This window comes from Streptomyces sp. NPDC003035 (genome assembly GCF_042888285.1).
Classification (GTDB): domain Bacteria; phylum Actinomycetota; class Actinomycetes; order Streptomycetales; family Streptomycetaceae; genus Streptomyces.
In genome coordinates this window covers 788,388-809,656 of sequence record NZ_JBIAPJ010000001.1, presented here as the reverse complement: position 1 = coordinate 809,656, position 21,269 = coordinate 788,388, and the positions used below count along the sequence as shown (strand labels likewise).

The 21,269-nt window shown below is 72.5% G+C and carries 21 protein-coding genes and 2 pseudogenes; 6 read left to right on the top strand and 17 right to left on the bottom strand.

Going from position 1 to position 21,269, the window contains the following annotated elements; genetic code table 11:
• Positions 1-6: 6 nt before the first annotated feature.
• Genes ACFYV5_RS03635 through ACFYV5_RS03615 form a run of 5 tightly spaced genes read right to left on the bottom strand, consistent with a single transcriptional unit; the run spans position 7 to position 5,266 of the window.
• The gene (locus ACFYV5_RS03635) at positions 7-885 is read right to left on the bottom strand and encodes a glycosyltransferase (protein WP_355115178.1); all 879 of its coding nucleotides are present in this window, start codon (positions 883-885) and stop codon (positions 7-9) included.
• Between the two features lie 20 nt (positions 886-905).
• Positions 906-1,685 carry a CDP-alcohol phosphatidyltransferase family protein gene (locus tag ACFYV5_RS03630; RefSeq protein ID WP_389163839.1) on the bottom strand — a complete coding sequence of 260 codons (780 nt, stop codon included), beginning with the start codon at positions 1,683-1,685 and terminating at the stop codon, positions 906-908.
• Positions 1,663-2,724 (bottom strand): iron-containing alcohol dehydrogenase family protein, encoded by a 1,062-nt coding sequence (locus ACFYV5_RS03625; RefSeq protein WP_389163836.1) that lies wholly within the window; start codon positions 2,722-2,724, stop codon positions 1,663-1,665. Before ACFYV5_RS03625 ends, ACFYV5_RS03630 begins: the two co-directional genes overlap by 23 nt.
• Complete coding sequence (locus ACFYV5_RS03620; RefSeq protein WP_355115044.1) at positions 2,712-3,449, bottom strand: phosphocholine cytidylyltransferase family protein; 738 nt, start codon at positions 3,447-3,449, stop codon at positions 2,712-2,714. Before ACFYV5_RS03620 ends, ACFYV5_RS03625 begins: the two co-directional genes overlap by 13 nt.
• A complete protein-coding gene (locus ACFYV5_RS03615; protein WP_389165052.1) occupies positions 3,446-5,266 on the bottom strand; it encodes a DUF5941 domain-containing protein in 1,821 nt (606 codons plus the stop codon). Before ACFYV5_RS03615 ends, ACFYV5_RS03620 begins: the two co-directional genes overlap by 4 nt.
• A 415-nt stretch (positions 5,267-5,681) precedes the next feature.
• Here ACFYV5_RS03615 and ACFYV5_RS03610 point away from each other — a divergent pair, with 415 nt between their 5' ends.
• The 3 genes from ACFYV5_RS03610 (at position 5,682) to idi (ending at position 8,790) form a co-directional block, all read left to right on the top strand.
• Positions 5,682-6,623 (top strand): cation diffusion facilitator family transporter, encoded by a 942-nt coding sequence (locus tag ACFYV5_RS03610; RefSeq protein WP_355115043.1) that lies wholly within the window; start codon positions 5,682-5,684, stop codon positions 6,621-6,623.
• 167 nt (positions 6,624-6,790) lie between these two features.
• Positions 6,791-8,038: a GNAT family N-acetyltransferase gene (locus ACFYV5_RS03605; protein ID WP_389163832.1), complete on the top strand. Its 1,248-nt coding sequence runs from the start codon at positions 6,791-6,793 to the stop codon at positions 8,036-8,038.
• Positions 8,039-8,181: 143 nt separating this feature from the next.
• On the top strand, positions 8,182-8,790 hold the full coding sequence (gene idi, locus ACFYV5_RS03600) for an isopentenyl-diphosphate Delta-isomerase (protein WP_355115039.1): 609 nt from the start codon (positions 8,182-8,184) through the stop codon (positions 8,788-8,790).
• Positions 8,791-8,911: 121 nt separating this feature from the next.
• Here the strand turns inward: idi and ACFYV5_RS03595 are convergent.
• Both ACFYV5_RS03595 and ACFYV5_RS03590 read right to left on the bottom strand, forming a co-directional pair.
• Positions 8,912-9,358 (bottom strand): annotated as a pseudogene (locus ACFYV5_RS03595) (ATP-binding protein); the annotation flags it as partial.
• 130 nt (positions 9,359-9,488) lie between these two features.
• On the bottom strand, positions 9,489-10,181 hold the full coding sequence (locus tag ACFYV5_RS03590; RefSeq protein ID WP_355115037.1) for a DUF308 domain-containing protein: 693 nt from the start codon (positions 10,179-10,181) through the stop codon (positions 9,489-9,491).
• 74 nt (positions 10,182-10,255) lie between these two features.
• Between ACFYV5_RS03590 and ACFYV5_RS03585 the strand changes: the two genes are divergently transcribed.
• A complete protein-coding gene (locus ACFYV5_RS03585; protein ID WP_389163828.1) occupies positions 10,256-10,999 on the top strand; it encodes an enoyl-CoA hydratase/isomerase family protein in 744 nt (247 codons plus the stop codon).
• A 21-nt stretch (positions 11,000-11,020) separates the two neighbouring features.
• On the opposite strand, the gene ACFYV5_RS03580 is transcribed toward ACFYV5_RS03585, so the two are convergent.
• Entirely contained in the window at positions 11,021-11,662 is a 642-nt protein-coding gene (locus ACFYV5_RS03580) for a DJ-1/PfpI family protein (RefSeq protein ID WP_355115033.1), read from the bottom strand.
• A gap of 40 nt (positions 11,663-11,702) precedes the next feature.
• Positions 11,703-12,677 (bottom strand): GlxA family transcriptional regulator, encoded by a 975-nt coding sequence (locus ACFYV5_RS03575; RefSeq protein ID WP_355115031.1) that lies wholly within the window; start codon positions 12,675-12,677, stop codon positions 11,703-11,705.
• A 162-nt stretch (positions 12,678-12,839) separates the two neighbouring features.
• Here ACFYV5_RS03575 and ACFYV5_RS03570 point away from each other — a divergent pair, with 162 nt between their 5' ends.
• Together ACFYV5_RS03570 and ACFYV5_RS03565 are read left to right on the top strand one after the other, a co-directional pair.
• Entirely contained in the window at positions 12,840-13,703 is an 864-nt protein-coding gene (locus ACFYV5_RS03570; RefSeq protein ID WP_355115029.1) for a hypothetical protein, read from the top strand.
• A gap of 446 nt (positions 13,704-14,149) precedes the next feature.
• Positions 14,150-16,513, top strand: coding sequence for a Tex family protein (locus ACFYV5_RS03565; protein ID WP_389163822.1), 2,364 nt, complete (start codon positions 14,150-14,152; stop codon positions 16,511-16,513).
• Between the two features lie 154 nt (positions 16,514-16,667).
• On the opposite strand, the gene ACFYV5_RS03560 is transcribed toward ACFYV5_RS03565, so the two are convergent.
• The 8 genes and pseudogenes from ACFYV5_RS03560 to ACFYV5_RS03525 all read right to left on the bottom strand — a co-directional run bounded on the left by ACFYV5_RS03560 (position 16,668) and on the right by ACFYV5_RS03525 (position 21,127).
• Positions 16,668-17,111 carry a PaaI family thioesterase gene (locus ACFYV5_RS03560; protein WP_355115025.1) on the bottom strand — a complete coding sequence of 148 codons (444 nt, stop codon included), beginning with the start codon at positions 17,109-17,111 and terminating at the stop codon, positions 16,668-16,670.
• Between the two features lie 36 nt (positions 17,112-17,147).
• Positions 17,148-17,819 carry an enoyl-CoA hydratase-related protein gene (locus tag ACFYV5_RS03555; RefSeq protein ID WP_389163817.1) on the bottom strand — a complete coding sequence of 224 codons (672 nt, stop codon included), beginning with the start codon at positions 17,817-17,819 and terminating at the stop codon, positions 17,148-17,150.
• 45 nt (positions 17,820-17,864) lie between these two features.
• Positions 17,865-17,987, bottom strand: a complete 123-nt coding sequence (locus tag ACFYV5_RS03550) for a hypothetical protein (RefSeq protein ID WP_389165108.1) — start codon at positions 17,985-17,987, stop codon at positions 17,865-17,867.
• 12 nt (positions 17,988-17,999) lie between these two features.
• Positions 18,000-18,214: pseudogene (locus ACFYV5_RS03545) on the bottom strand (TetR/AcrR family transcriptional regulator); the annotation flags it as partial.
• An 11-nt stretch (positions 18,215-18,225) separates the two neighbouring features.
• Positions 18,226-18,402 carry a TetR family transcriptional regulator gene (locus ACFYV5_RS03540; RefSeq protein ID WP_389163814.1) on the bottom strand — a complete coding sequence of 59 codons (177 nt, stop codon included), beginning with the start codon at positions 18,400-18,402 and terminating at the stop codon, positions 18,226-18,228.
• Positions 18,403-18,606: 204 nt separating this feature from the next.
• A complete protein-coding gene (locus tag ACFYV5_RS03535) occupies positions 18,607-19,014 on the bottom strand; it encodes a hypothetical protein (RefSeq protein ID WP_355115022.1) in 408 nt (135 codons plus the stop codon).
• On the bottom strand, positions 19,011-19,490 hold the full coding sequence (locus ACFYV5_RS03530; protein ID WP_389163810.1) for a 2-phosphosulfolactate phosphatase: 480 nt from the start codon (positions 19,488-19,490) through the stop codon (positions 19,011-19,013). The genes ACFYV5_RS03535 and ACFYV5_RS03530 overlap by 4 nt, the downstream gene beginning before the upstream one ends.
• Positions 19,490-21,127: an ABC-F family ATP-binding cassette domain-containing protein gene (locus ACFYV5_RS03525; protein WP_389163807.1), complete on the bottom strand. Its 1,638-nt coding sequence runs from the start codon at positions 21,125-21,127 to the stop codon at positions 19,490-19,492. Before ACFYV5_RS03525 ends, ACFYV5_RS03530 begins: the two co-directional genes overlap by 1 nt.
• Between the last annotated feature and the right edge of the window lie 142 nt (positions 21,128-21,269).

The window sequence follows — 21,269 nt, the reverse complement described above, 5'->3', positions numbered from 1 at the left end:
ACGTTGTCACACGACGGGCGGGCGTCCCAGTCGGGTCAGCCGCCACACCGTACGCCATTTCATGGGCCGTCGCGGCCCGCAGGGGGTGGCCCAGCCTTCCCGGAATCCGCCGATCCACGCCTTGAGGGCGGGGCCTGCGGGGCGCCGCGCGAGAGTCAGCAGCAGCCAGACACCGAGGTAGAGCGGGACCAGAGGAGCGGGCAGATTGCGCCGGGCCAGCCACACCCGGTTGCGGGCCACGTTGAAGTGGTACGACGCGTGCCGGGAGGGTGGTGTGGTGGGGTGCAGCAGCACCATGTCGGAACGGTAGTCGATCATCCAGTCGGCGTCGAGCGCCCGCCAGGCGAGATCGGTCTCCTCGTGGGCGTAGAAGAACTCGCCCGGCAGACCGCCGACTTCGGTGAGCACCTTCGTACGGACGGCGTTGGCGCCGCCGAGGAAGGTGGTCACGCGCGAGGACCGCATCGGGTCGGAGGCGCGCAGCCGCGGGACGTGCCGGCGCTGGGTGAGTCCCGTCTCGGGGTCCGCGATCCGGAAGCTGATGATGCCCAGCCGCGGATCGGCGGTGAACGCCTGGCGGACCAGCTCGGCGGTGTCCGTGTGGGCGAGCAGTCCGTCGTCGTCCAGGAAGAGCAGCGCGTCGACGGGTCCGCAGGGCCCGCCGGGCCCGAAGGCCTCGATGCCGACGTTACGGCCGCCGGGGATGCCCAGGTTCTCGGGCAGGTCGATGGTGTGGACACCGTCGGGCACCCCCGTGACGGGTGCGCCGTTGCCGACCACGACGACCTCGATCGGGTCGCCGTCCTGCTTGGCGACCGAGTCGAGGAGCGCACGCAGATCGTCGGGGCGGTTGCCCATGGTGATGATGACGGCGCCCAGTTTCATCGGCGTACTCACGCTTGTCCTCACTTCAGCCGGCTCGACGCCAGGATCGACACCAGGTGCAGCAGTGTCTGCAGGAGCGCGATGCCGGCCAGCACGGCGACACCGAGCCGCGAGAAGAACAGGTCGTCCCTGACCGTGTCGACGATCGCCAGGACCAGGATCAGCAGGGAGGCCTCGATCCCGAGGACCAGCCGGTGGAACTTCAGCGCGGCGGCGGCCCTGCGGGCCAGCGCCATGCCGGAGGAACGCGGCTCGGACGCGGCCTCCTTGACCGGCGGCAGCCCGCCCTGGTGCCGGGCGACGCCGACGAGGTCGGTCTCCGCCTTGATCAGGATCGCGCCGAGGGCGGCGAGGGTGCCGAGGAAGGCCCACAGCCAGTCGATCCGCCCGGAGCCCCACAGGTCGGCCGCGCGCAGGCCGAAGCCGACGAGGACGGCCGCGTCGCACAGGTAGGCGCCCACCCGGTCGAGGTACACGCCGCCGAGCGAGAACTGCTGCTTCCAGCGGGCCACCTCGCCGTCGACGCAGTCGAGCAGCAGGTAGAGCTGGACCATGAGCACACCGAGGGCCGCGCCCCAGATCCCCGGGATCAGCAGCGCCGGGGCGGCGAGCACACCGGCGATCGTCATCACGTACGTGAGCTGGTTCGGCGTGATCCGGGTCTTCACCAGGTGGCGGGTGATCCGCAGCGAGATCTCCCGCATGTACAGGCGGCCCGCCCAGTGTTCGCCGCTCCGCCGGTCCTTCACACCCGCGGGGTGGACGACCGGGCGGAGCTCAGCTACCGATGGCTTTTGCATAGTCGGCGTACGCGTCCCTGATCTCTTCTGTGGACAGGTCGAGGTGCTCGAGGATGGTGAAGCGGCCGGGTCGGGTCTGCGGGGCGAACTCCACGGCTCGGACGAACTCGTCCACGGTGAAGCCCATCTCCTCCGGCAGCACCGGCAGGCCGTGGCGGCGCAGCGTCTCGACCATCAGCCCGGAGGCGTCGGCGGCGCCGCGCAGGTGCATCGCGAAGGCCGCTCCGAGTCCGCACTGCTCGCCGTGGCTGGCCGCGCGAGTCGGGAAGAGCAGGTCGAAGGCGTGGCTGATCTCGTGGCAGGCGCCCGAGGAGGGGCGGGTGTCGCCGCTGATCGACATGGCGATGCCGGACATCACCAGGCCCTCGGAGAGCGTGACGAGGAAGTCGTCGTCGCCGACGCCGCCGGGGTGGCGGAGCACGGCCTCCCCGGCGCTGCGGGCCATGGCCGCGGCCAGGCCGTCGACCGGCTCGCCGGTCTCGCGGTGCGAGAGCTCCCAGTCCGCGATGGCGGAGAGGTTGGAGATCGCGTCGCCGATGCCGGAGCGGACGAAGCGCACCGGGGCGTCCCGGATCACGTCGAGGTCGATGACCAGCGCGATCGGGGTCGGCACTCCGTAGGAGCCGCGCCCGTTGTCGTTGTCCAGGGTGGAGACCGGCGAGCAGATGCCGTCGTGCGACAGGTTCGTGGCGATGGCGACCAGCGGCAGGCCGACCCGAGCCGCCGCGTACTTGGTCACATCGATGATCTTGCCGCCGCCGAGGGCGACCACGGCGTCGTACCGCTTGCCGCGCATGGCGTCGGCGAGCTTCACGGCCGCGTCGATGGTGCCGCCCTCGACCGGGTACCAGTCGGCGCCGGGCAGCTCGGGGGCGAAGTGGTCACGCAGCTTCAGACCCGAGCCGCTGCTGATCGCCACGGCGATCCGGCCGTTGCTGGAGATCCGCTGGTCCGCGAGGAGCGTGGAGAGGTCCTCCAGCGCTCCCCGGCGGATGTCGACGACGACCGGCGAGGGGATGAGCCGGGTCAGTACTGGCACGCGATGTCACGGCCCTTCGCGAGGTCGTCGTGGTTGTCGATCTCGACCCACTTGACGTCACCGATGGGAGCCACGTCGATCGTGAAGCCGTCGTCGACGAGCTTCTGGTAGCCGTCCTCGTAGTAGAGGTCGGGGTCGCGCTCGAAGGTGGCCTTCAGGGCGTCGGCGAGCTGCTCGGCGGCCTCGGGCTCGATGAGCGTGACGCCGATGTACTCGCCCGTGGCGGTGGCCGGGTCCATCAGCTTGGTGATCTTCTGGACGCCCTTGCCCTCGGCGGTGATGACCTTCATCTCCTCGTCGGCGAGGTTCTTCACCGTGTCGAGGGCGAGGATGATCTTCTGGCCGTCGCCGCGGGCGGCGAGCAGCGTCTTCTCGACGGAGACGGGGTGGACGGTGTCGCCGTTGGCGAGGATCACACCGCGCTTGAGGACGTCGCGGGCGCACCACAGGGAGTAGGCGTTGTTCCACTCCTCGGCCTTGTCGTTGTCGATCAGCGTGATCGAGACGCCGTACTTCGCCTCCAGGGCCTCCTTGCGGTCGTACACGGCCTCCTTGCGGTAGCCGACGACGATGGCGACCTCGGTGAGGCCGACCTCCGCGAAGTTCTTCAGCGTCAGGTCGAGGACGGTGGTCTCACCGTCGACAGGCACGAGGGCCTTCGGAAGCGTGTCGGTGTAGGGGCGCAGACGCCGTCCGGCACCGGCTGCCAGTACGAGGCCAATCATGCTGTTTCTCCTTCGTCATGTACGGCAGGTGCTCCGGAGGACACCCAGAAACGGATGGACTCCACGAGCACCACGAGCGCCACGGCGACCGCGAGGGCGGTGAGCGCCAGGGTGAAATCGGTGCCGCGGCTCACGAGCAGGGCGGCGAGCACGGCCACGAGGAGCGCACGGCCCTCGTGACCCCCGATGGTGCGCACCAGCCACGAGGGCGGCGCGCCGGTGCCGCCGCGGATGCGGTACACCGTGTCGTAGTGATGGTAGGCGACGGCCGCCACCAGTCCGTAGGCCGCGGGCAAGGCCCCGTTCGCCTCGGAGCGGGCGGCGAGGATCAGGACCGTGCCGTACTCGGCGGCGCGGAAGAGCGGCGGTAGCAGCCAGTCGAGGGCGCCCTTCAGCGGCTCGGCGACCACGCTGCCGCTGATCACGACGTACAGCACGGCCGCGAAGACGACGAGCTTGCTGCCGAAGGGTTCGATCAGGGCCGTGGCGAGGAGGAAGCCGCCGCCGATCAGAGCGAGGGGCAGCCGGAACGGCTGCCGCTTCGTCACGCGGGCGACCAGCTCGCCGACCGGACCGGTGTCCGCGAGGTCCGCGAGCGCCTGCGCGGCCCGGTCCGTCCTCCTGGCCTTGCGGGTCAGCGACCGCAGGACGCGGCCGGCGGTGGTGTAGCAGGCGCCGAAGGCACAGCCGACGATCAGGGCCCAGAAGACGATCCGGGGGGTGGTGACGGCGGTGAGGACCGCGATCATGGCCCAGCGCTCGCCGATCGGCAGGATGATCATCCGGCGGACCCAGACGGTCCAGCCCACGCTGTCGAGACGGTTCGAGAGGGCCGCGGTGGGGCTGGTGTTGGCCGTGGCGTCGTGGTTGGCCTCGTTGAACGAGAAGTCCACGACATGGCGGCAGGTCATCAGGACCATCGCGCCCAGCGCGAGCGCCCACACGTCGTCGCCGTTCCGCGCCGCCCCGAGGGCGAGGCCCGCGTAGAAGGCGTACTCCTTCGCGCGGTCGAAGGTGGCGTCGAGCCAGGCGCCCATCGTCGAGTACTGCAGGGAGTAACGGGCGAGCTGCCCGTCGGTGCAGTCCAGGACGAAGGAGACCAGGAGCAGGACGCCGGCGGCGACGTAGCCTCCGCGCTCGCCCGTCGCGGCGCAGCCGGCCGCGAGCAGGGCGGTGAGCAGCGAGGCGGTGGTGACCTGGTTCGGGGTCAGCCCGCGCCGCGCGCACCAGCGGGCGATGTAGCGCGAGTACGGGCTGATGAAGAACGTGGTGAAGAAGCCGTCGTGGGCCTTCACGGCGGAGCGCAGCCGTACGGCCTCGTCGTCGACGGCCGCGACGGCGGCGCGCGCCCGGTGGCGGTCCTCCGCGTCGGTCGGTACGGCGGCGACGAGCGAGCCGAGCTCGGGACGGTGCACGGCGACGCCGTCGGCGGCGAGCGCGTCGGCGAGCGTGTCGGGCAGGCCCTCGCCCGCGTCGAGGGAGAGGGAGCCGGCCCGCTGGTCCGCGCCCGGCACCGGCGCGGACACGTCGGTCAGCGCGCGGGCGAGCGCCGGGCGGGCCTCGCTCTGCGCGGTGAGCGCGCCGGGCACGGCGGAGGCGGGGAAGCGGGGGTCGGTGAGGGCGAGCCGCAGCGCGTGGAGGTGTCCGACGAAGCGGGGGTCGACCACGGCGACCCGTTCGCCGGCCGGTACGGCGGCGAGCAGCGCGCCGGCGTCACGCGGGTCGGAGGCGACCCTGACGTCGAAGCCCAGCGACCGCAGATCGCCGTCGAGCGACGATCCGGGTACCGGCGGACCGGTGAGGATGGCGGTCGACAGACGAACTCACTCCTTGGAGCTGACGGGCGGGCCGGCGGGGCCCATGACACGGCCCCGGGCACGGCGGTACGGCCCGGCATCGGGCGGCAGCACGTCGGCTGAGGCTATCGGATGAACGAAAGCGGGAGTTCATCGAGGCTTTGCGGTGCGGACTCCCCCGGGCCCCCTCGCATCCGTACGAGCGCGCCCCGTCCTGCGGAGATCATCATGGGCGATCGACGTCCCGCCCCACAAACCGCGTCCCTCGGCCCACTCGGCCGACCGCCGCGACCCGCCCGAGGCGGCCCGCAAAACCGCAGGTCAGACGATATGACAACGGTGTTCAGTACCGTGTTGCGCATACCCCCCACCCGTAGTTCACTTGCGAGCCGGGGACCAATGGGATCAACTGACGACACGACCGGGAGGCCTTGTCATGGGGGCTGGACACGACCACGGGCACAGCCACGGCGGCCCGCCGCCCACAGGGACGGCGGCGGCGGCCTACAAGGGCCGGCTGCGGATCGCGCTCGCGATCACACTGTCCGTGATGGTGATCGAGATCGTCGGTGGCATCGTCGCGGACTCGCTCGCGCTGATCGCCGACGCGGCCCACATGGCGACCGACGCGGTCGGCCTGGCGCTGGCGCTGCTCGCGATCCACTTCGCCAACCGGCCGCCCACGGAGAACCGCACCTACGGATTCGCCCGGGCCGAGATCCTGGCCGCGCTGGCCAACTGTCTGCTGCTGCTCGTCGTGGGCGGCTACGTGCTGTACGAGGCGATCCAGCGGTTCATCGAGCCGGCCGAGACCAAGGGCGGGCTCACCATCGCCTTCGCGCTGATCGGCCTGGTCGCCAACATGATCTCGCTCTCGCTGCTCGTCCGCGGGCAGAAGGAGAGCCTCAATGTGCGCGGCGCCTATCTGGAGGTGCTCGCGGACGCGCTCGGCTCGGTGACCGTGCTCGTCTCGGCGGGCATCATCCTGGCCACGGACTGGCAGTACGCGGACCCGATCGCCTCGATCCTGATCGGCCTGATGATCGTGCCGCGCACGGTGAAGCTGCTGCGCGAGACCCTCGACGTGCTCCTGGAGTCGGCCCCCAAGGGCGTCGACATGGCGGAGGTCCGCGCGCACATCCTGGCGCTGCCGGGCGTCGAGGACGTCCACGACCTGCACGCCTGGACGATCACCTCCGGGATGCCGGTGCTCTCCGCGCACGTGGTGGTGGACCAGGCGGCGCTGGACTCGGTGGGCCACGAGAAGATGCTGCACGACCTGCAGGGATGCCTGGGCTCCCACTTCGACGTGGAGCACTGCACCTTCCAGCTGGAGCCGGCCGGTCACGCCGAGCACGAGGCGAAACTCTGCCTGTGACTGCTAGCCTTTCGCCCACACGTGAGGTGGAGAGGAGCTGAGGTTGATGACCGTCGCGATGGAGGCTGCCCGCCGCGGCAGCGCCCGGTCCTTCCTCAGCTTCCGGGTTTCCGGCTGACCTGACGTTCCACGTCGGCCGGGGCCCTCTCACCCAAGGGTTTCCCACGTTGTCCGACAACGCTCTGTACACCGCCTTCTTCGCCCTGCACCACGGTCTTCCGCGGCAGGGTCCGGGCTCCGACTCCACCACCCGTCGTCTGCTCTCCCTCGCGGGGCCGCTTCCCGAGCGGCCGCGCGTGCTCGATCTCGGCTGCGGCCCCGGCCGCTCCGCGCTGCTCCTGGCCGCCGAGGCCGGGGCCGAGGTGACGGCCGTGGACCTGCACGAGCCGTTCCTCGACGAGCTGCGGCAGGCCGCCGACGCCCGCGGGCTCGGCGACTGGGTCCGTACGCTCCACGCCGACATGGGCGCGCCCCCCTTCCCCGACGGATCCTTCGATCTCGTCTGGGCGGAGAGCTCGGCCTACGCCCTCGGCTTCGACACCGCGCTGCGCGAGTGGCGCCGGCTGCTCTCCCCCGGAGGGACCCTCGTGCTCACCGAGTGCGAGTGGACGGTGGACGAACCGAGCCAGGAGGCCCGCGCCTTCTGGGACCGCCACTACGCGCTCCGTACCACCGCAGCCAACACCGCGGCGGCGATCGAGGGCGGCTATCACGTCCTCGGGGTCGTCCCCCAGCCCGAGAGCGACTGGGACGAGTACTACGGCCCGCTCGCGGAGCGGGCGGACGCCGCCGACCCGGCGGCCCCGGGCATGGCCGAGGCTCTCGCCGCGACCCGCGAGGAGCTCGCCGTGCGCCGGGACCACGGCGGCGAGTACGGCTACACCGGTTACGTCCTGCGGCCGGCCGACCCCCGGTGGCACACGCGGGAGGAGACGGCCGCCGACATCCCTCGTGTACGGGAGATCAACGCGGCCGCCTTCGCCACGGAGGAGGAGGCCGCGCTGGTCGACGCCCTGCGGGCGGACTCCGGCGCCTGGCTGCCCGGTCTCTCGTACGTCGCCGAGACGGCCGACGGCACGGTGGCCGCGTACGCGCTCGTCACCCGGTGCCACGTCGGGGGTGCTCCGGCGGCGGCGCTCGCTCCGGTCGCCGTCGATCCCGCGTACCAGCGACGGGGCGCCGGGGAGGCCGTCGTCCGGGCCGTCCTCGACGCGGCGCGGCTGCACCGGGAGCGGCTCGTCCTGGTGCTCGGCCACCCGGAGTACTACCCGCGCTTCGGCTTCGCACGGGCGTCGGAATACGGGATCAGGCCAGGTTTCGAGGTTCCGGACGAGGCGATGATGGCTCTGGTCCTCGACGGTTCCGGCCCGGTCTCCCGGGGCATGATCCACTATCCGGCGGCCTTCGGGGTCTGACGTGTCACCGCTCCCGCCGCACCGGGTGTACTCCGGTGTGGTGGGAGCCGGCCATGTCCGGCCTCCGAAGTACGGACAAGCCGCCTTTGTACGGCAGACTGAGCGTGCCCCCGCAGGGGCGAGGACCGAAGCGAAGGATGGGTATGCCGACCACATCAGCCACCGCGGCACACAGCTCGCCGAACGGAGTCTCTTCGGGCGGCGTCCCGGAGTCGATCATGCTCGAGCTGGTCGACGAGGACGGCACCACCATCGGTACGGCCGAGAAGCTCGCCGCCCACCAGGCTCCCGGGCAGCTGCACCGCGCCTTCTCCGTCTTCCTCTTCGACGAGTCGGGCCGGCTGCTGCTGCAGCGCCGCGCGCTCGGGAAGTACCACTCCCCCGGCGTCTGGTCGAACACCTGCTGCGGTCACCCGTATCCGGGCGAGGCGCCCCTCGCGGCCGCCGCCCGGCGCACGTACGAGGAGCTGGGCATCTCGCCCTCGCTACTCGCCGAGGCGGGCACCGTCCGCTACAACCACCCGGACCCGGCCTCGGGCCTGGTGGAGCAGGAGTACAACCACCTCTTCGTCGGGCTGGTGCAGGCCGAACCGCGGCCGGACCCGGAGGAGGTCGAGGAGACCGCCTTCGTCACGGCGGAGGAGCTGGCGGAGCGGCACGCGACCGCGCCGTTCTCCGCCTGGTTCATGACGGTCCTGGACGCGGCGCGTCCGGCCGTCAAGGAACTGACGGGTCCGTCCGGGGGTTGGTGATCCCGGGCAGGGTCGGGGTGCCGGGCGCCGTCATGGGCGCCTGGGCACCGATTCCGGGCGCCGCCATCGGCGCCGGGGCACCGATTCCGGGCAGCGGACCGGCCTGCGCCGTCCGGGGTCGGGGTGCGAGGGGCAGTGCGGCCCAGATGATCTTGCCGCCGCTCGCGGTGTGCTCCACGTCGCACGCCCCGCCGGCCTCCAGCGCGGTCTCCCGCACCAGGAGCAGCCCGCGGCCGCCCGTCTGCCCGTAGTCCGCCTCCAGCGCCTTGGGGCGGTACGGATGGTTGTCCTCGACGGACACCCGGATCCACTCCGCTCCGATCGCCACCTCCACCGCCACTTCGGGGGAGAGCAGCGCCGCGTGCTTGACGGCGTTGGTGACCAGCTCCGAGACGATCAGGAGCAGTCCTTGGACCGTGTCCTCGTGGACCGGTACCCCTTGACGGTTCAGCAGGTCGCGTACGGCGTGCCGGGCCTGCGGAACGGAGACGTCGACCGCGGGAGCGGTGAAGCGCCAGACCCCTTCGTAGGACGGTGGCCGTGCGGGGACGCTCCCGCGGCTCTCCATAGTCCGGCTCCCACCCTCGTGCTCGATTGTCGCCACGGATCGAGTGTTGGTAATCGGCAGGTCCGGACCGGCCTACTGACCAGAAGTCGACGCTTATCGACCATCTTCTGATCGGGTGAGTATGCCAACGTCAGTTGTTCGACTGCTCCTGATCTGCTTCTGACGGCTTCGGAGGGGCCTGCGGGGAGGGCTGCCGGGAGGGCTGGGAAGAGGCCCGCGGAGGGGCGGCTTCCGGAGCGACCATGCTGACGATCCGCCGGCCGCCGACGCCGATGGCGATCAGCCCGAGCCCGTCGAAGAGCAGGGCCAACGAGAAGAAGACCCCGAGGACGTAACGGCTGCTGTCGGGCCAGTCGAAGAGCACGAGCAGTCCGAGCAGGAGCCCGAAGGCCCCTTGGAGGAGCGTCCAGCCGAACTGCGGTCCGCGCACCACCGCACTGCCCACCAGCCGGAACACCCCACCGGTGAGGAAGAGCAGCGCCGCGAACATGGTCAGCGCCTCGGCCGAGCCCTCCGGATGACGGATGACGACGACCCCGGCCGCGATGTTCAGGGCCGCCACCACCACGGCGAGCCAGAAGTACGGGGTGCCGCGGGACTCGACGGCGTGCAGCAGACCCACGGCACCGCCGATGAGCAGGAGCCAGCCGAAGAGAAGCATCGAGGTGAGGGTGGCGAGGCCCGTGTAGACCAGACCGACGATCCCGCCGAGGACGAGCAGGGCGCCGAGAAGGGCGAGCCAGCCGAGACTGCGGCGCAGCTTCCTGCCCTCCTGAGCGGCGTCCTGGGAACCGTGTGCGGCGTCCTGGAAACTTTGGGGCATGCGCGCCTCCTCCTCGCCCCCTGCTCGACCCCTCCTCGATCGTACGGTCGGGGTGCCTGGATAGCATCCGGCGCATGGAGCCGCAGCTGAGTGTCAGCGTCGTCGACGGGATCGCCACCGTCGTCATCACGAACCCCGCCAAGCGCAACGCGATGACGGCCGCGATGTGGCGGTCCCTGCCGGGACTGCTCGACCCGCTCGCGACCGATGCCCGGGTCCGCGTCCTGGTCCTCACCGGTGACGGGGAGACCTTCTGCGCCGGAGCCGACATCTCGACGCTGCGGGAGCCGGGCGACGAGCAGCAGTCGCTCGCGGTCCGGGCCGAGGAGGCGCTCGCCGCCTTCCCGAAGCCGACGCTCGCCGCCGTCCGCGGCTACTGCGTGGGCGGCGGCAGCCAGCTCGCCGCGGCCTGCGACCTGCGGTTCGCCGAGGAAGGAGCGCGGTTCGGGATCACCCCGTCGAAGCTCGGCATCGTCTATCCGTCCTCCTCGACCCGTCGGCTGGCCTCGCTGGTGGGGCCCTCGGCCGCCAAGTACCTGCTCTTCTCGGGCGAGTTGATCGACGCGGAGCGGGCGCTGCGCACCGGCCTGGTGGACGAGGTGCTCCCGGCCGGTGAACTGGACAAGCGGGTGGGCGAGTTCGCCCGCGTCCTGGCCTCGCGCTCCCTGCTGACGCAGGCGGCGGCGAAGGAGTTCGCCGACGGGCGCACCGACCGGGACGCGCACTGGGCGGAGCAGGCGCGCGGCAGCGGCGACACCGCGGAGGGGGTCGCCGCCTTCCTGGAACGCCGCGCGCCCCGCTTCACGTACGGGATCTGAGGCCGGCGCCCGCCGGACGGCTCAGCCCTCGACGAGGTCCTTCGTGGCCGTGCCGCGCCACTGCGCGACGATCTCGGCCGGGGCCTTCTCCGGTGAGCCCGCGTCGTACGGCGGCTGCGGGTCGTACTCGGTCAGCAGCTGGATGGTCTGCGCCGTCGCGTCACCGGCGATCCGGCCGATCAGGTGCAGGGCCATGTCGATGCCGGAGGAGACACCGGCGGCGGTGACGTACTTGCCGTCGAAGACGACCCGCTCGCCGGTGGGCTCGGCGCCGAGCGCCCGGAGCTCCTCGTACGCGAGCCAGTGGGAGGTGGCCCGGCGGCCGGTGAGCAGGCCCGCGGCGGCCAGGATCAGCGAACCGGTGCAGACGGAGGTGGTCCAGGTGCTGGTGGCGTCGGCGGTACGGAGCCAGGCGAGGATCTCCGGGTCGTTCATCGCCTCACGGGAGTCGGGGCCGCCGGGGACCAGGACGATGTCCGGGTTCGGGACGTCGGCGAGGGTCTTGTCGGCGACGAGGGCGAGGCTTCCCTGGTCGTTGCGGACCGGGCCGGCCTCCTTGGCGACGAAGACGGTCTCGGCTCCGGGGAGGCGGGCGAGGAGCTCGTAGGCGCCGACGGCGTCGAGGGTCGTGAAGCGGTCGTAGAGCAGTACGGCGATCTGCATCGTGTGTTCCCTTTCAGACTGGTTCAGGGCGTGGGCTGTTTCAGCGCGTGGGTGGAGCGGGTCGTGCGGGTGCGTGGAAGCGGCGGCGGTAGTCCGCCGGCGCGGTGTCCATGGCTCTGACGAAGGCCCGGCGCATGGCCTCGGGGGTGCCGTAACCGGCCGCCCGGGCGACCTCCTCGACGCCGTCGGCCGTCTCCTCCAGGAGCCTGCGCGCGTGCTCGAGCCTGACCCGGTCGACGTACCTGCCGGGGGTCGTGCCGGTCTCCGTCCGGAACGCGCGGGCGAAGTGTCGCGGCGACAGCCGGGCGCGGGCGGCCAGGGCCTCGACGGACAGGTCCTCCTCGGGATGCTCGCTGATCCAGTGCTGGAGGTCGCGCAGCGGTGCCCGGCGGGCGGTCTGGGCGGCGAGCTGGGCGCTGAACTGCGCCTGGTTGCCCGGGCGGCGCAGAAACACGACGAGGTGGCGGGCGACGGTGAGCGCGGCGTCGCGGCCCAGGTCCTCCTCCACGAGCGCGAGGGCGAGGTCGATGCCCGCGGTCACACCGGCGGAGGTGGAGATCCGGCCGTCGCGGACGAAGATCGGCTCCGCCTCCACCTCGACCCGCGGGTAGCAGCGGGCGAGGTGGTCGCAGGCGATCCAGTGAGTGGTGGCCCGGTGGCCGTCGAGGAGCCCGGCCTCGGCGAGCAGCAGGGCACCGGTGCAGACGGAGACCAGCCGCTCGGCGTGCGGGGCGTTCTCGCGCAGCCAGTCGATCAGCCGGGGGTCGGGGCGCCGGGTGCCTTCACCCCCGGGGACGAGCAGGGTGTGCGGGCGGTCCGCGTCGGCGAGCGTCGTGTCCGGGAGCAGCCGCAGGCCGCTCTGGGTGCGGACCGGACCGCCGTCGAGCGAGGCGGTCACGATCGGGTAGGCGCCGCGCCCGGAGTGTCCCGCGCCGGCGAACACCTCGACGGGTCCGGTGACATCCAGGCTCTGCACGTCGTCGAAGAGGACGACGAGCACGGGTCGGTTCGTCATGGGGTCCATCCTTCGGGGGCGCCGGGACGGCCGCAATGACGAAGACCCCACCTTTCCTGCCATCCCCTTGGGGTGACCGCCCTGGTCGACCGCCCTGGGTGACGGCCCCGGGTGACGGCCCCGGGCTTCCGGTCGTACCGACCAGTCGGTAACGTGCGGTCCATGACCTCTCTGCCGCCCCGTGCGGGCCGCCGCTGCCATCACATGCTCAACCCGCTGCACTCCACGGTGTACTTCTCGCCGGACCTGGAGAGCGAGTTCACGGCCCTCGGCTTCGAGGACCCGGCGGCCATGCGGCTCGCCGCCCGGAGCGCCGCGATGGGGGCCGTGGGCGCCGGCACGGTCGCCGCGACCTTCTACAACTACAACGTCGAGCTGCTGGCCCGGTACCTGCCGGCCGTCTGGGACATCGCCTCGCCGGCCGAGGCGGTGGCGGCTCGGCTGCGGGCCGTGGACACCACCCTGCGCCGCCTCCTCGGCGAGGAGACGGTCACCTCGCCCGAGATGGCCGAGGCCGCCGAGCTCGCCCTGCGCGCCACCGAGGCGTGCACCCGGCACGCCCGGCCGCTGTACTCGGCCCACGCCGACCTGCCCGTGCCCGAGGAGCCGCACCTGCGTTACTGGCACGCCGCCACGCTGCTGCGCGAGCACCGGGGCGACGGCCACCTCGTGGCGCTCCTCAGCGCGGACCTCGACCCCCTGGAGGCGCTGGTCAGCCACACCGCCACGGGCATGGGCATGAGCCCGCGCTGGGTCCTGGGCAGCCGCGGCTGGCGGCGCGCCGACTGGGAGGCCGCGGCGGCACGGCTGCGCGAGCGCGGTCTGGCCGACGACAAGGGCGAGCTCACCGCCGAGGGCTCGGCGCTGCGCGAGGCGGTGGAGGAGCACACGGACCGCCTGGACGCGGCTCCGTACGAGCACCTGGGCGCGGCGGGCGTCGAGCGCCTGACGGAGCTGGGCAAGTCCTTCCGTAACGCGGCGTTCCTCGCGGGGGCGTTCCCGGCGGACCTCAACGGCAAGGGCTGAGGGGCCGGCACCGGGCGCCGGGCGCGGCGGGCGCCGCGCTCGGTGTGCGGCGGGACGGCGGGCGCGGCCGGGTGGCGGCGCGGGCTGACGGCGGGCGCCGCGCTCGGTGTGCGGCGGGGAGCTGGGCGCGGCCTGACGGCGGGAGCGGCCGGGTGGCGGCGCGGCCGGGCAGCGGGCGCGGCCGGGTGGCGGCGCGGCCGGGCAGCGGGCGCGGCCGGGTGGCGGCGCGGGCTGACGGCGGGCGCGGCCGGGTGGCGGGCGCGGAGGGCGTCGGGTGCGGTGTGCGGCGGGACGGCGGGCGCGGCCGGCCTGACGGCGGCGAGGCCTGACCGCGGGCGCGGAGGGCGCCGCGCTCGGTGGGCGGCGGGGCGCGTGCGGCGTTCCGGTGAGCGACCCGGCACAATGCAGTCGCAAGCTTGAGGCGCGAGAAGGCGAGTCGGGACACCGTGACGACGTCCATCGAAGGCAGGATCGCCGAGGAACTCGGCGTACGCGAGCGACAGGTGAGGGCGGCCGTCGAGCTGCTCGACGGCGGGTCGACCGTGCCGTTCATCGCGCGCTACCGCAAGGAAGCGACCGAGATGCTCGACGACGCGCAGCTGCGCACGCTCGAGGAGCGGCTGCGCTATCTGCGGGAGCTGGAGGACCGGCGGACCGCCATCCTCGACTCCGTACGGGAGCAGGGCAGACTGACGGCCGAGGTGGAGGCCCGGCTCCGGGCCGCCGACACCAAGGCCCGGCTGGAGGACATCTACCTGCCCTTCAAGCCGAAGCGCCGCACCAAGGCGCAGATCGCCCGCGAGGCCGGGCTCGAACCGCTGGCCGAGGGACTTCTCGCCGACCCGTCGGTGGAGCCGACGGCCGCCGCCGCGGCCTTCGTCGACGCGGACAAGGGCGTCGCCGACGCGGCCGCCGCGCTGGAGGGCGCCCGCGCGATCCTCACCGAGAAGTTCTCCGAGGACGCGGACCTCATCGGCGAGCTGCGCGAGCGGATGTGGAGTCGCGGCCGGCTGGCCGCCAAGGTGCGGGCGGGCAAGGAGGAGGCCGGCGCGAAGTTCGCCGACTACTTCGACTTCGCCGAACCGTTCACCGCGCTTCCCTCGCACCGGATCCTCGCCATGCTGCGCGGCGAGAAGGAGGACGTCCTCACGCTGGAGCTGGAACCGGAGGAGCCCTCGGAGGTGCCCGGCCCGTCCTCGTACGAGGGCATGGTCGCGCATCGCTTCGGCGTCGCCGACCGCGGACGTCCCGGTGACAAGTGGCTCCAGGACACCGTCCGTTGGGCCTGGCGGACCCGGATCCTGGTCCATCTCGGGATCGATCTGCGGCTGCGGCTGCGGACGGCGGCGGAGGACGAGGCGGTACGGGTCTTCGCGGCGAACCTGCGCGACCTGCTGCTCGCGGCGCCGGCCGGGACGCGGGCGACGCTGGGCCTCGACCCGGGCTTCCGTACGGGGGTCAAGGTCGCCGTGGTCGACGCGACGGGCAAGGTCGTGGCCACCGACACGATCTATCCGCACGTCCCCGCGAACAAGTGGGACGAGTCGCTGGCGAAGCTGGCGCGGCTCGCGAAGGAGCACGGGGTCGAGCTGGTCGCCATCGGCAACGGCACCGCGTCCCGCGAGACGGACAAGCTGGCTGCCGAACTGATCGAGAAGCACCCGGAGTTGAACCTCACCAAGGTCATGGTCTCCGAGGCCGGCGCCTCGGTGTACTCGGCCTCGGCCTTCGCCTCGCAGGAACTTCCCGAGCTGGACGTGTCGTTGCGCGGCGCCGTCTCGATCGCGCGCCGGCTGCAGGACCCGCTGGCCGAGCTGGTGAAGATCGACCCGAAGTCGATCGGCGTCGGCCAGTACCAGCACGACCTGTCCGAGGTGAAGCTCTCGCGCTCGCTGGACGCGGTGGTCGAGGACTGTGTGAACGGCGTGGGCGTCGACGTCAACACCGCTTCCGCCCCGCTGCTTTCGCGGGTGTCGGGGATCGGTGCGGGACTGGCCGAGAACATCGTGGCGCACCGCGACGCCAACGGGCCGTTCCGCTCGCGGAGGGCGCTGAAGGACGTGGCGCGGCTCGGCCCGAAGGCGTACGAGCAGTGCGCGGGCTTCCTGCGGATCCGGGGCGGCGACGACCCGCTGGACGCGTCCTCGGTGCACCCGGAGGCGTACCCGGTGGTGCGGCGGATGGTGAAGACGACGGGCGGCGAGGTCGCGTCCCTGATCGGCAACACGGGTGTGCTGCGGTCGCTGCGGGCGGACGACTTCGTCGACGAGACCTTCGGTCTGCCGACGGTCACCGACATCCTGCGCGAGCTGGAGAAGCCGGGCCGGGACCCCCGGCCGGCCTTCCGGACGGCGACGTTCAAGGAAGGCGTCGAGAAGATCGGCGACCTGGTGTCGGGGATGGTCCTGGAGGGTGTCGTCACGAACGTGGCGGCCTTCGGTGCCTTCGTGGACATCGGCGTGCACCAGGACGGGCTGGTGCACGTGTCGGCGATGTCGAAGACGTTCGTCAAGGACCCGCGGGACGTGGTGAAGCCGGGTGACGTGGTCCGGGTGAAGGTCCTGGACGTCGACATCCCGCGCAAGCGGATCTCGCTGACGCTGCGACTCGACGACGAGGCGACGGCTGACGCGGCCGGCGGGCCCGCCCCGAAGCGGGAGCGCCGCGAACGCGGCGGCCGCCCGCCACAGCAGCGCCGCGCGCAGCCCCAGACCTCGGCCCCGGCCCCCGCGAACAGCGCGATGGCGGACGCCCTGCGCAAGGCGGGCCTGCTGAACGAGGGCGGCGGCAAGCGCCGCGGCGGCCGCTGACGCCGACGGGCCCGGCCATGACGGCCGGGCCCGTCGCGCATCGACCCCATGATCCCGCTCGTCGAGGCCCAGGGCTCCGAGCAGACCCCTGGAGCCCCAGCTGCGAGCCGGTTCCGTAGCCGGCGTCATCACCTGGAGGTCCGGCACCCGCCCGCTAGAAGATCATGCAGGTGGTGGTGGCGTGGGCGATCAGTTTGCCCTGGTCGTCGAGGACCTTGCCTTCGGCGGTGGCCGTGCGGCGGCCCGCGTGGATGACGTTGCCTTCGGCCGTGAGGGTCTGGCCGTCGGTGCGAGCGGCGCGGATGTAGTTGACCTTGAGTTCGAGGGTGGTGTAGCCGGCGCCGGCGGGGAGCGTGGTGTGGACGGCGCAGCCCATGGCGGAGTCGAGGAGGGTGGCGGCGATGCCGCCGTGGACGGTGCCGAGGGGGTTGGCGAAGTCGGGGCGGGTGTCGAGGGAGATGACGATGCGGCCGTGGTCGACCTCGTCGAAGCGCATGCCGAGCAGGCGGCCGATGGAGGGGATGTCGGTGGGGCGTTCGGTCTGCACCCAGCGCATCAGTTCCAGGCCGGTCATGGCGGCGAAGTCGGTGGTCGTCACGGGTGTTCTCCTTGCACGGTGCTGGAGGCGGGTTGGTCAGCCGAGCGGGTTGGCGGCGTCGCGCAGGGTGGCCAGGGCCGGGGCGTACATGCGGGCCTTGATGGTGCCGAGGGTGTCACCGGCCTTGTTCACCTGCGTCCGGGCCAGTTCGATCGCGGTGGAGCGCACGGCGTCCTCGCCGGCCGCCCGGTCGACGATGCCCGCGGCCGCGGCGTCGTCGCCGCCGTAGCGGCGGGCGGTGAGCATGGCCTCGTGCGCGGTCTGCGGGGCGAGCCGGGACTGGATGAGCGCGGCCATGCCGCGGGTGAAGGGGATGTTGATGTCCGCTTCGGGCAGGCACCAGTAGCCGCGGTCGGCGCGCATCACGCGGAAGTCGTGGGCGAGGGAGAACATCGCGCCGGCGGCGAAAGTGTGTCCCTGCAGCGCGGCGACCGTGATGACCGGCAGCGAGAGCATCCGCGCGAACAGGTCATGGACGGAGACGACGTAGTCCTGGTGCTGGTCGGCGTGGGCGAACAGCCACTCCAGGTCGAGCCCGTTGGAGTAGAACTTGCCCGTGGCGGCGGTGACCAGGGCGCGGGGGCCTTCCGCCTTCTCCACCTCGTCGAGCGCGGCACCGACGGCGGTGATCCAGTCGGGGTGGAGGCGGTTCTCTCCGTCTCCGAGATCGAGGACGAAGACGTTGTCCTGACGGTCGAGCGAGGGCATGGCGACTCCTTCGAACTGCGCTGACTCGAGGTCACGTGGCGCGGACTACGGCCGGGGCGCGGGCCCGGGCTCGGCGCCGGGGCGGTCACGCAGGGTATGGAGGAGCAGGTTGTGGATCTCGGCGGCGGTCGCCTCGATGGGGGTGGTGCTCTGCTCGGCCCGGCACATGATCACCGCGCCTTCGACCGCGGCGATGACGAAGGCGCCGAGCCGACGGCTGCGTTCCTCGGTCAGACCGTGCCGCAGGAAGAGGGCCGCGAGGACGGTGCGTCGTCGTTGGTCTCGACAGCCACCGCCACGATCGGGCAGCCGGCCCGAAAGCCGCTCTCCACGAGCCGGTCGCGCCACAGCACGAAGAACGCGTCGATCGCCTCCACCGGATCGTCCGCCTGCATGGCGACATCGATCAGGCCCGCGATGAAGCCCCCGCCAGCGCCACCGCCTCGTCGATCAGCTGCGCCCGCCCACCGGGAAAGTGGTGATACACCGAGCCCCGGGGGGCTCCGCTGTGCGCGAGCACCCGGTCGACGCTGGTCGCGCTCGCCCCGTACTCACGCAGCAGGGCAGCGGCACTGAGGATCATCCGCTCACGGCTGTCACTCCTGCGCGGACTCACCCGCCCACCACCCCCTGACGCCAAGGTGGCCCGCCGGACGAGCTACCTGCCGGTAACTTATGGGGTACGCCATAGAACATGCAAGAGCGCGTTCGCTGGACGCCCGCCCGGACCTCCTCGGTGACGCAGTACCGTCGGACCACGCCTCGGCCGGGCCGCGCCCGACGGCTCCTATGCGTTCGGCAGGAAGCGGAGGGCCCATTCCGCGCGGTTCGCCACCGTCAGGTCGTCGTCCTCCGTCAGGGGCTGGAGGAGGGCGCGGGAGCGGTCCGGGTCGGACTGGACCAGGTCGACGATCTCGGTCGCCAGGGCGTCCTGGTCGTCGCCGAGGTCGACGGTCGAGGCCCGCAGCAGGGCCGGCAGGGCGTCCGGGCCGCCGATCGCGGCGAGGACGCCGCCGAGGAGCTCGCGGGCGTAGGCGTTCTGTTCGACGAGGGCGCGGTCCAGTTCCGCCTGGAGCCTCGGGAGCAGCGCGGCGTCGCCCGAGGCGGCGATCTCGTCCGCCAGGTCGATCGTCTCGTCGACATCGGCGTCGAGGTCGTCCAGCATCGCGGTGAGCCGGGTCAGCAGGTCGGTCATGGTGCCTCCAGGAATGCGCCGTCCGTCAGGACGGGGACGGTCTCCGAGGTGTCGACCTCGGCGGCCACCGCCACATCCTGCGGATAGCCGTACTCGTACAGTTCACGCCCCGAATCGCAGCGGCGCAGCACCGACGCGGGGTCCTCCGTGGCCTCCCACAGCGTGGCCGCCGCCCGCGCCTCGGGGGTCGGCTCGTACGGGCCCAGGGCGGACAGCGCCGACAGGACGGCGCCGGCGCCCAGCAGGTCCTCCAGCGCCGGGCGCAGAGAGCCGTCCGGCCACCGTTCGCCCGCGGCGACGACGGCCAGGGAGCGAAGCGAGTGGGGGTCCCCCCAGGCGCAGCTCTGGGGGAGGGCCTCGGAGCCGTAACCGCGCTGTGCGAGCCACCGCGCGACCGCTGTGGGGTTGCGGAGCGAGGCGGCGTCCCGGGCGAGGACGGCCGACTCCGTCGGGCCCCACCCGAAGGTGACGCCCATCAGAGTTCGGTCACCTTGCCGTCCGCGACCTCGACGCGGCGGGTCGTGCGCACCGCGTCGAGCATGCGCCGGTCGTGGGTGACCAGGAGCAGCGTGCCGGTGTACGTGTCGAGGGCCGCTTCCAGCTGTTCGATGGCCGGCAGGTCCAGGTGGTTGGTCGGCTCGTCGAGCACCAGCAGGTTCACTCCACGGCCCTGGAGCAGGGCCAGCGCGGCGCGGGTGCGCTCGCCCGGGGAGAGCGTGGTGGCGGGGCGCAGGACGTGCTCGGCCTTCAGGGCGAACTTCGCGAGCAGGGTCCGTACCTCGGCCGGCTCGGTCTCCGGGACGGCCGCGCAGAACGCGTCCAGGAGCGACTCGGAGCCGTGGAAGAGCTTCCGGGCCTGGTCGACCTCGCCGACGACGACGCCTGAGCCGAGCACCGCGTCCCCCGCGTCGAGCGCCTGCCGGCCGAGGAGCGCGGCGAGCAGCGTCGACTTGCCCGCCCCGTTCGCGCCGGTGATGGCGACGCGGTCGGCCCAGTCGATCTGGAGGGTGGCGGGCCCGAAGCGGAAGTCGCCGCGCCGGACCTCGGCCTCGCGCAGGGTCGCCACGACCGAGCCGGAGCGCGGGGCGGCGGCGATCTCCATCCGCAGCTCCCACTCCTTGCGGGGCTCGTCGACGACGTCGAGCCGTTCGATCATCCGCTGGGTCTGGCGGGCCTTCGCGGCCTGCTTCTCGCTGGCCTCGCTGCGGGCGTTGCGCCCGAGCTTGTCGCCGTCGGTGGCCTTGCGGCGGGCGTTCTTGACGCCCTTGTCCATCCAGGACCGCTGCATGTGGCCGCGCGCCTCGAGTGCGGCCTTCCGGCCCGCGTACTCCTCGAAGCCCTCGCGGGCGTGGCGCCGGGCGGTGTCCCGCTCGTCCAGGTACGCCTCGTAGCCACCGCCGTAGAGGGTGATCTGCTGCTGGGCGAGGTCGAGCTCCAGGACCTTGGTGACCGTGCGGGTGAGGAACTCGCGGTCGTGGCTGATGACGACCGTGCCGGCGCGCAGCCCCTGCACGAAGGTCTCGAGCCGTTCCAGACCGTCGAGGTCGAGGTCGTTGGTGGGCTCGTCGAGGAGGAAGACGTCGTAGCGGGAGAGGAGGAGGGAGGCGAGTCCGGCGCGGGCGGCCTGGCCGCCGGAGAGGGAGGTCATCGGCTGGTCCAGGCCGACGGTGAGGCCGAGCGAGGCCGCGACCTCCTCGGCGCGCTCGTCCAGGTCGGCGCCGCCGAGGTTCAGCCAGCGGTCCAGGCTGGTGGCGTACGCGTCGTCGGCGCCCGGCGTCCCGTCGACCAGGCCCTGGGTGGCCTCGTCCATGGCGGCCTGGGCGTCGGCGACGCCCGTGCGGCGGGCGAGGAATGCCCGTACGGTCTCGCCTTCGCGCCGCTCCGGCTCCTGGGGGAGGTGACCGATGGTGGCGGTCGGCGGGGAGAGCTTGAGCTCCCCTTCCTCGGGGGTGTCGAGCCCGGCGAGCAGGCGCAGCAGGGTCGACTTGCCGGCGCCGTTGACACCGACGAGGCCGATGACGTCGCCGGGGGCGACGACGAGGTCGAGGCCGGCGAAGAGGGAGCGTTCGCCGTGGCCGGCGGCGAGGTCCTTGGCGACGAGGGTTGCAGTCATCAGGAGATGAATCCTAGGTCAGGCCCGCCGGTGCGTTCGTCTGCGCCGGGTGCGCCGGCGCCGTAGCCGCGCGGCTCGACGTCCGTGACCCTCTCGGTGCCGTAGGGCGTGCGGGGTGGTGGTCCGTTCCGATACGGCCCCG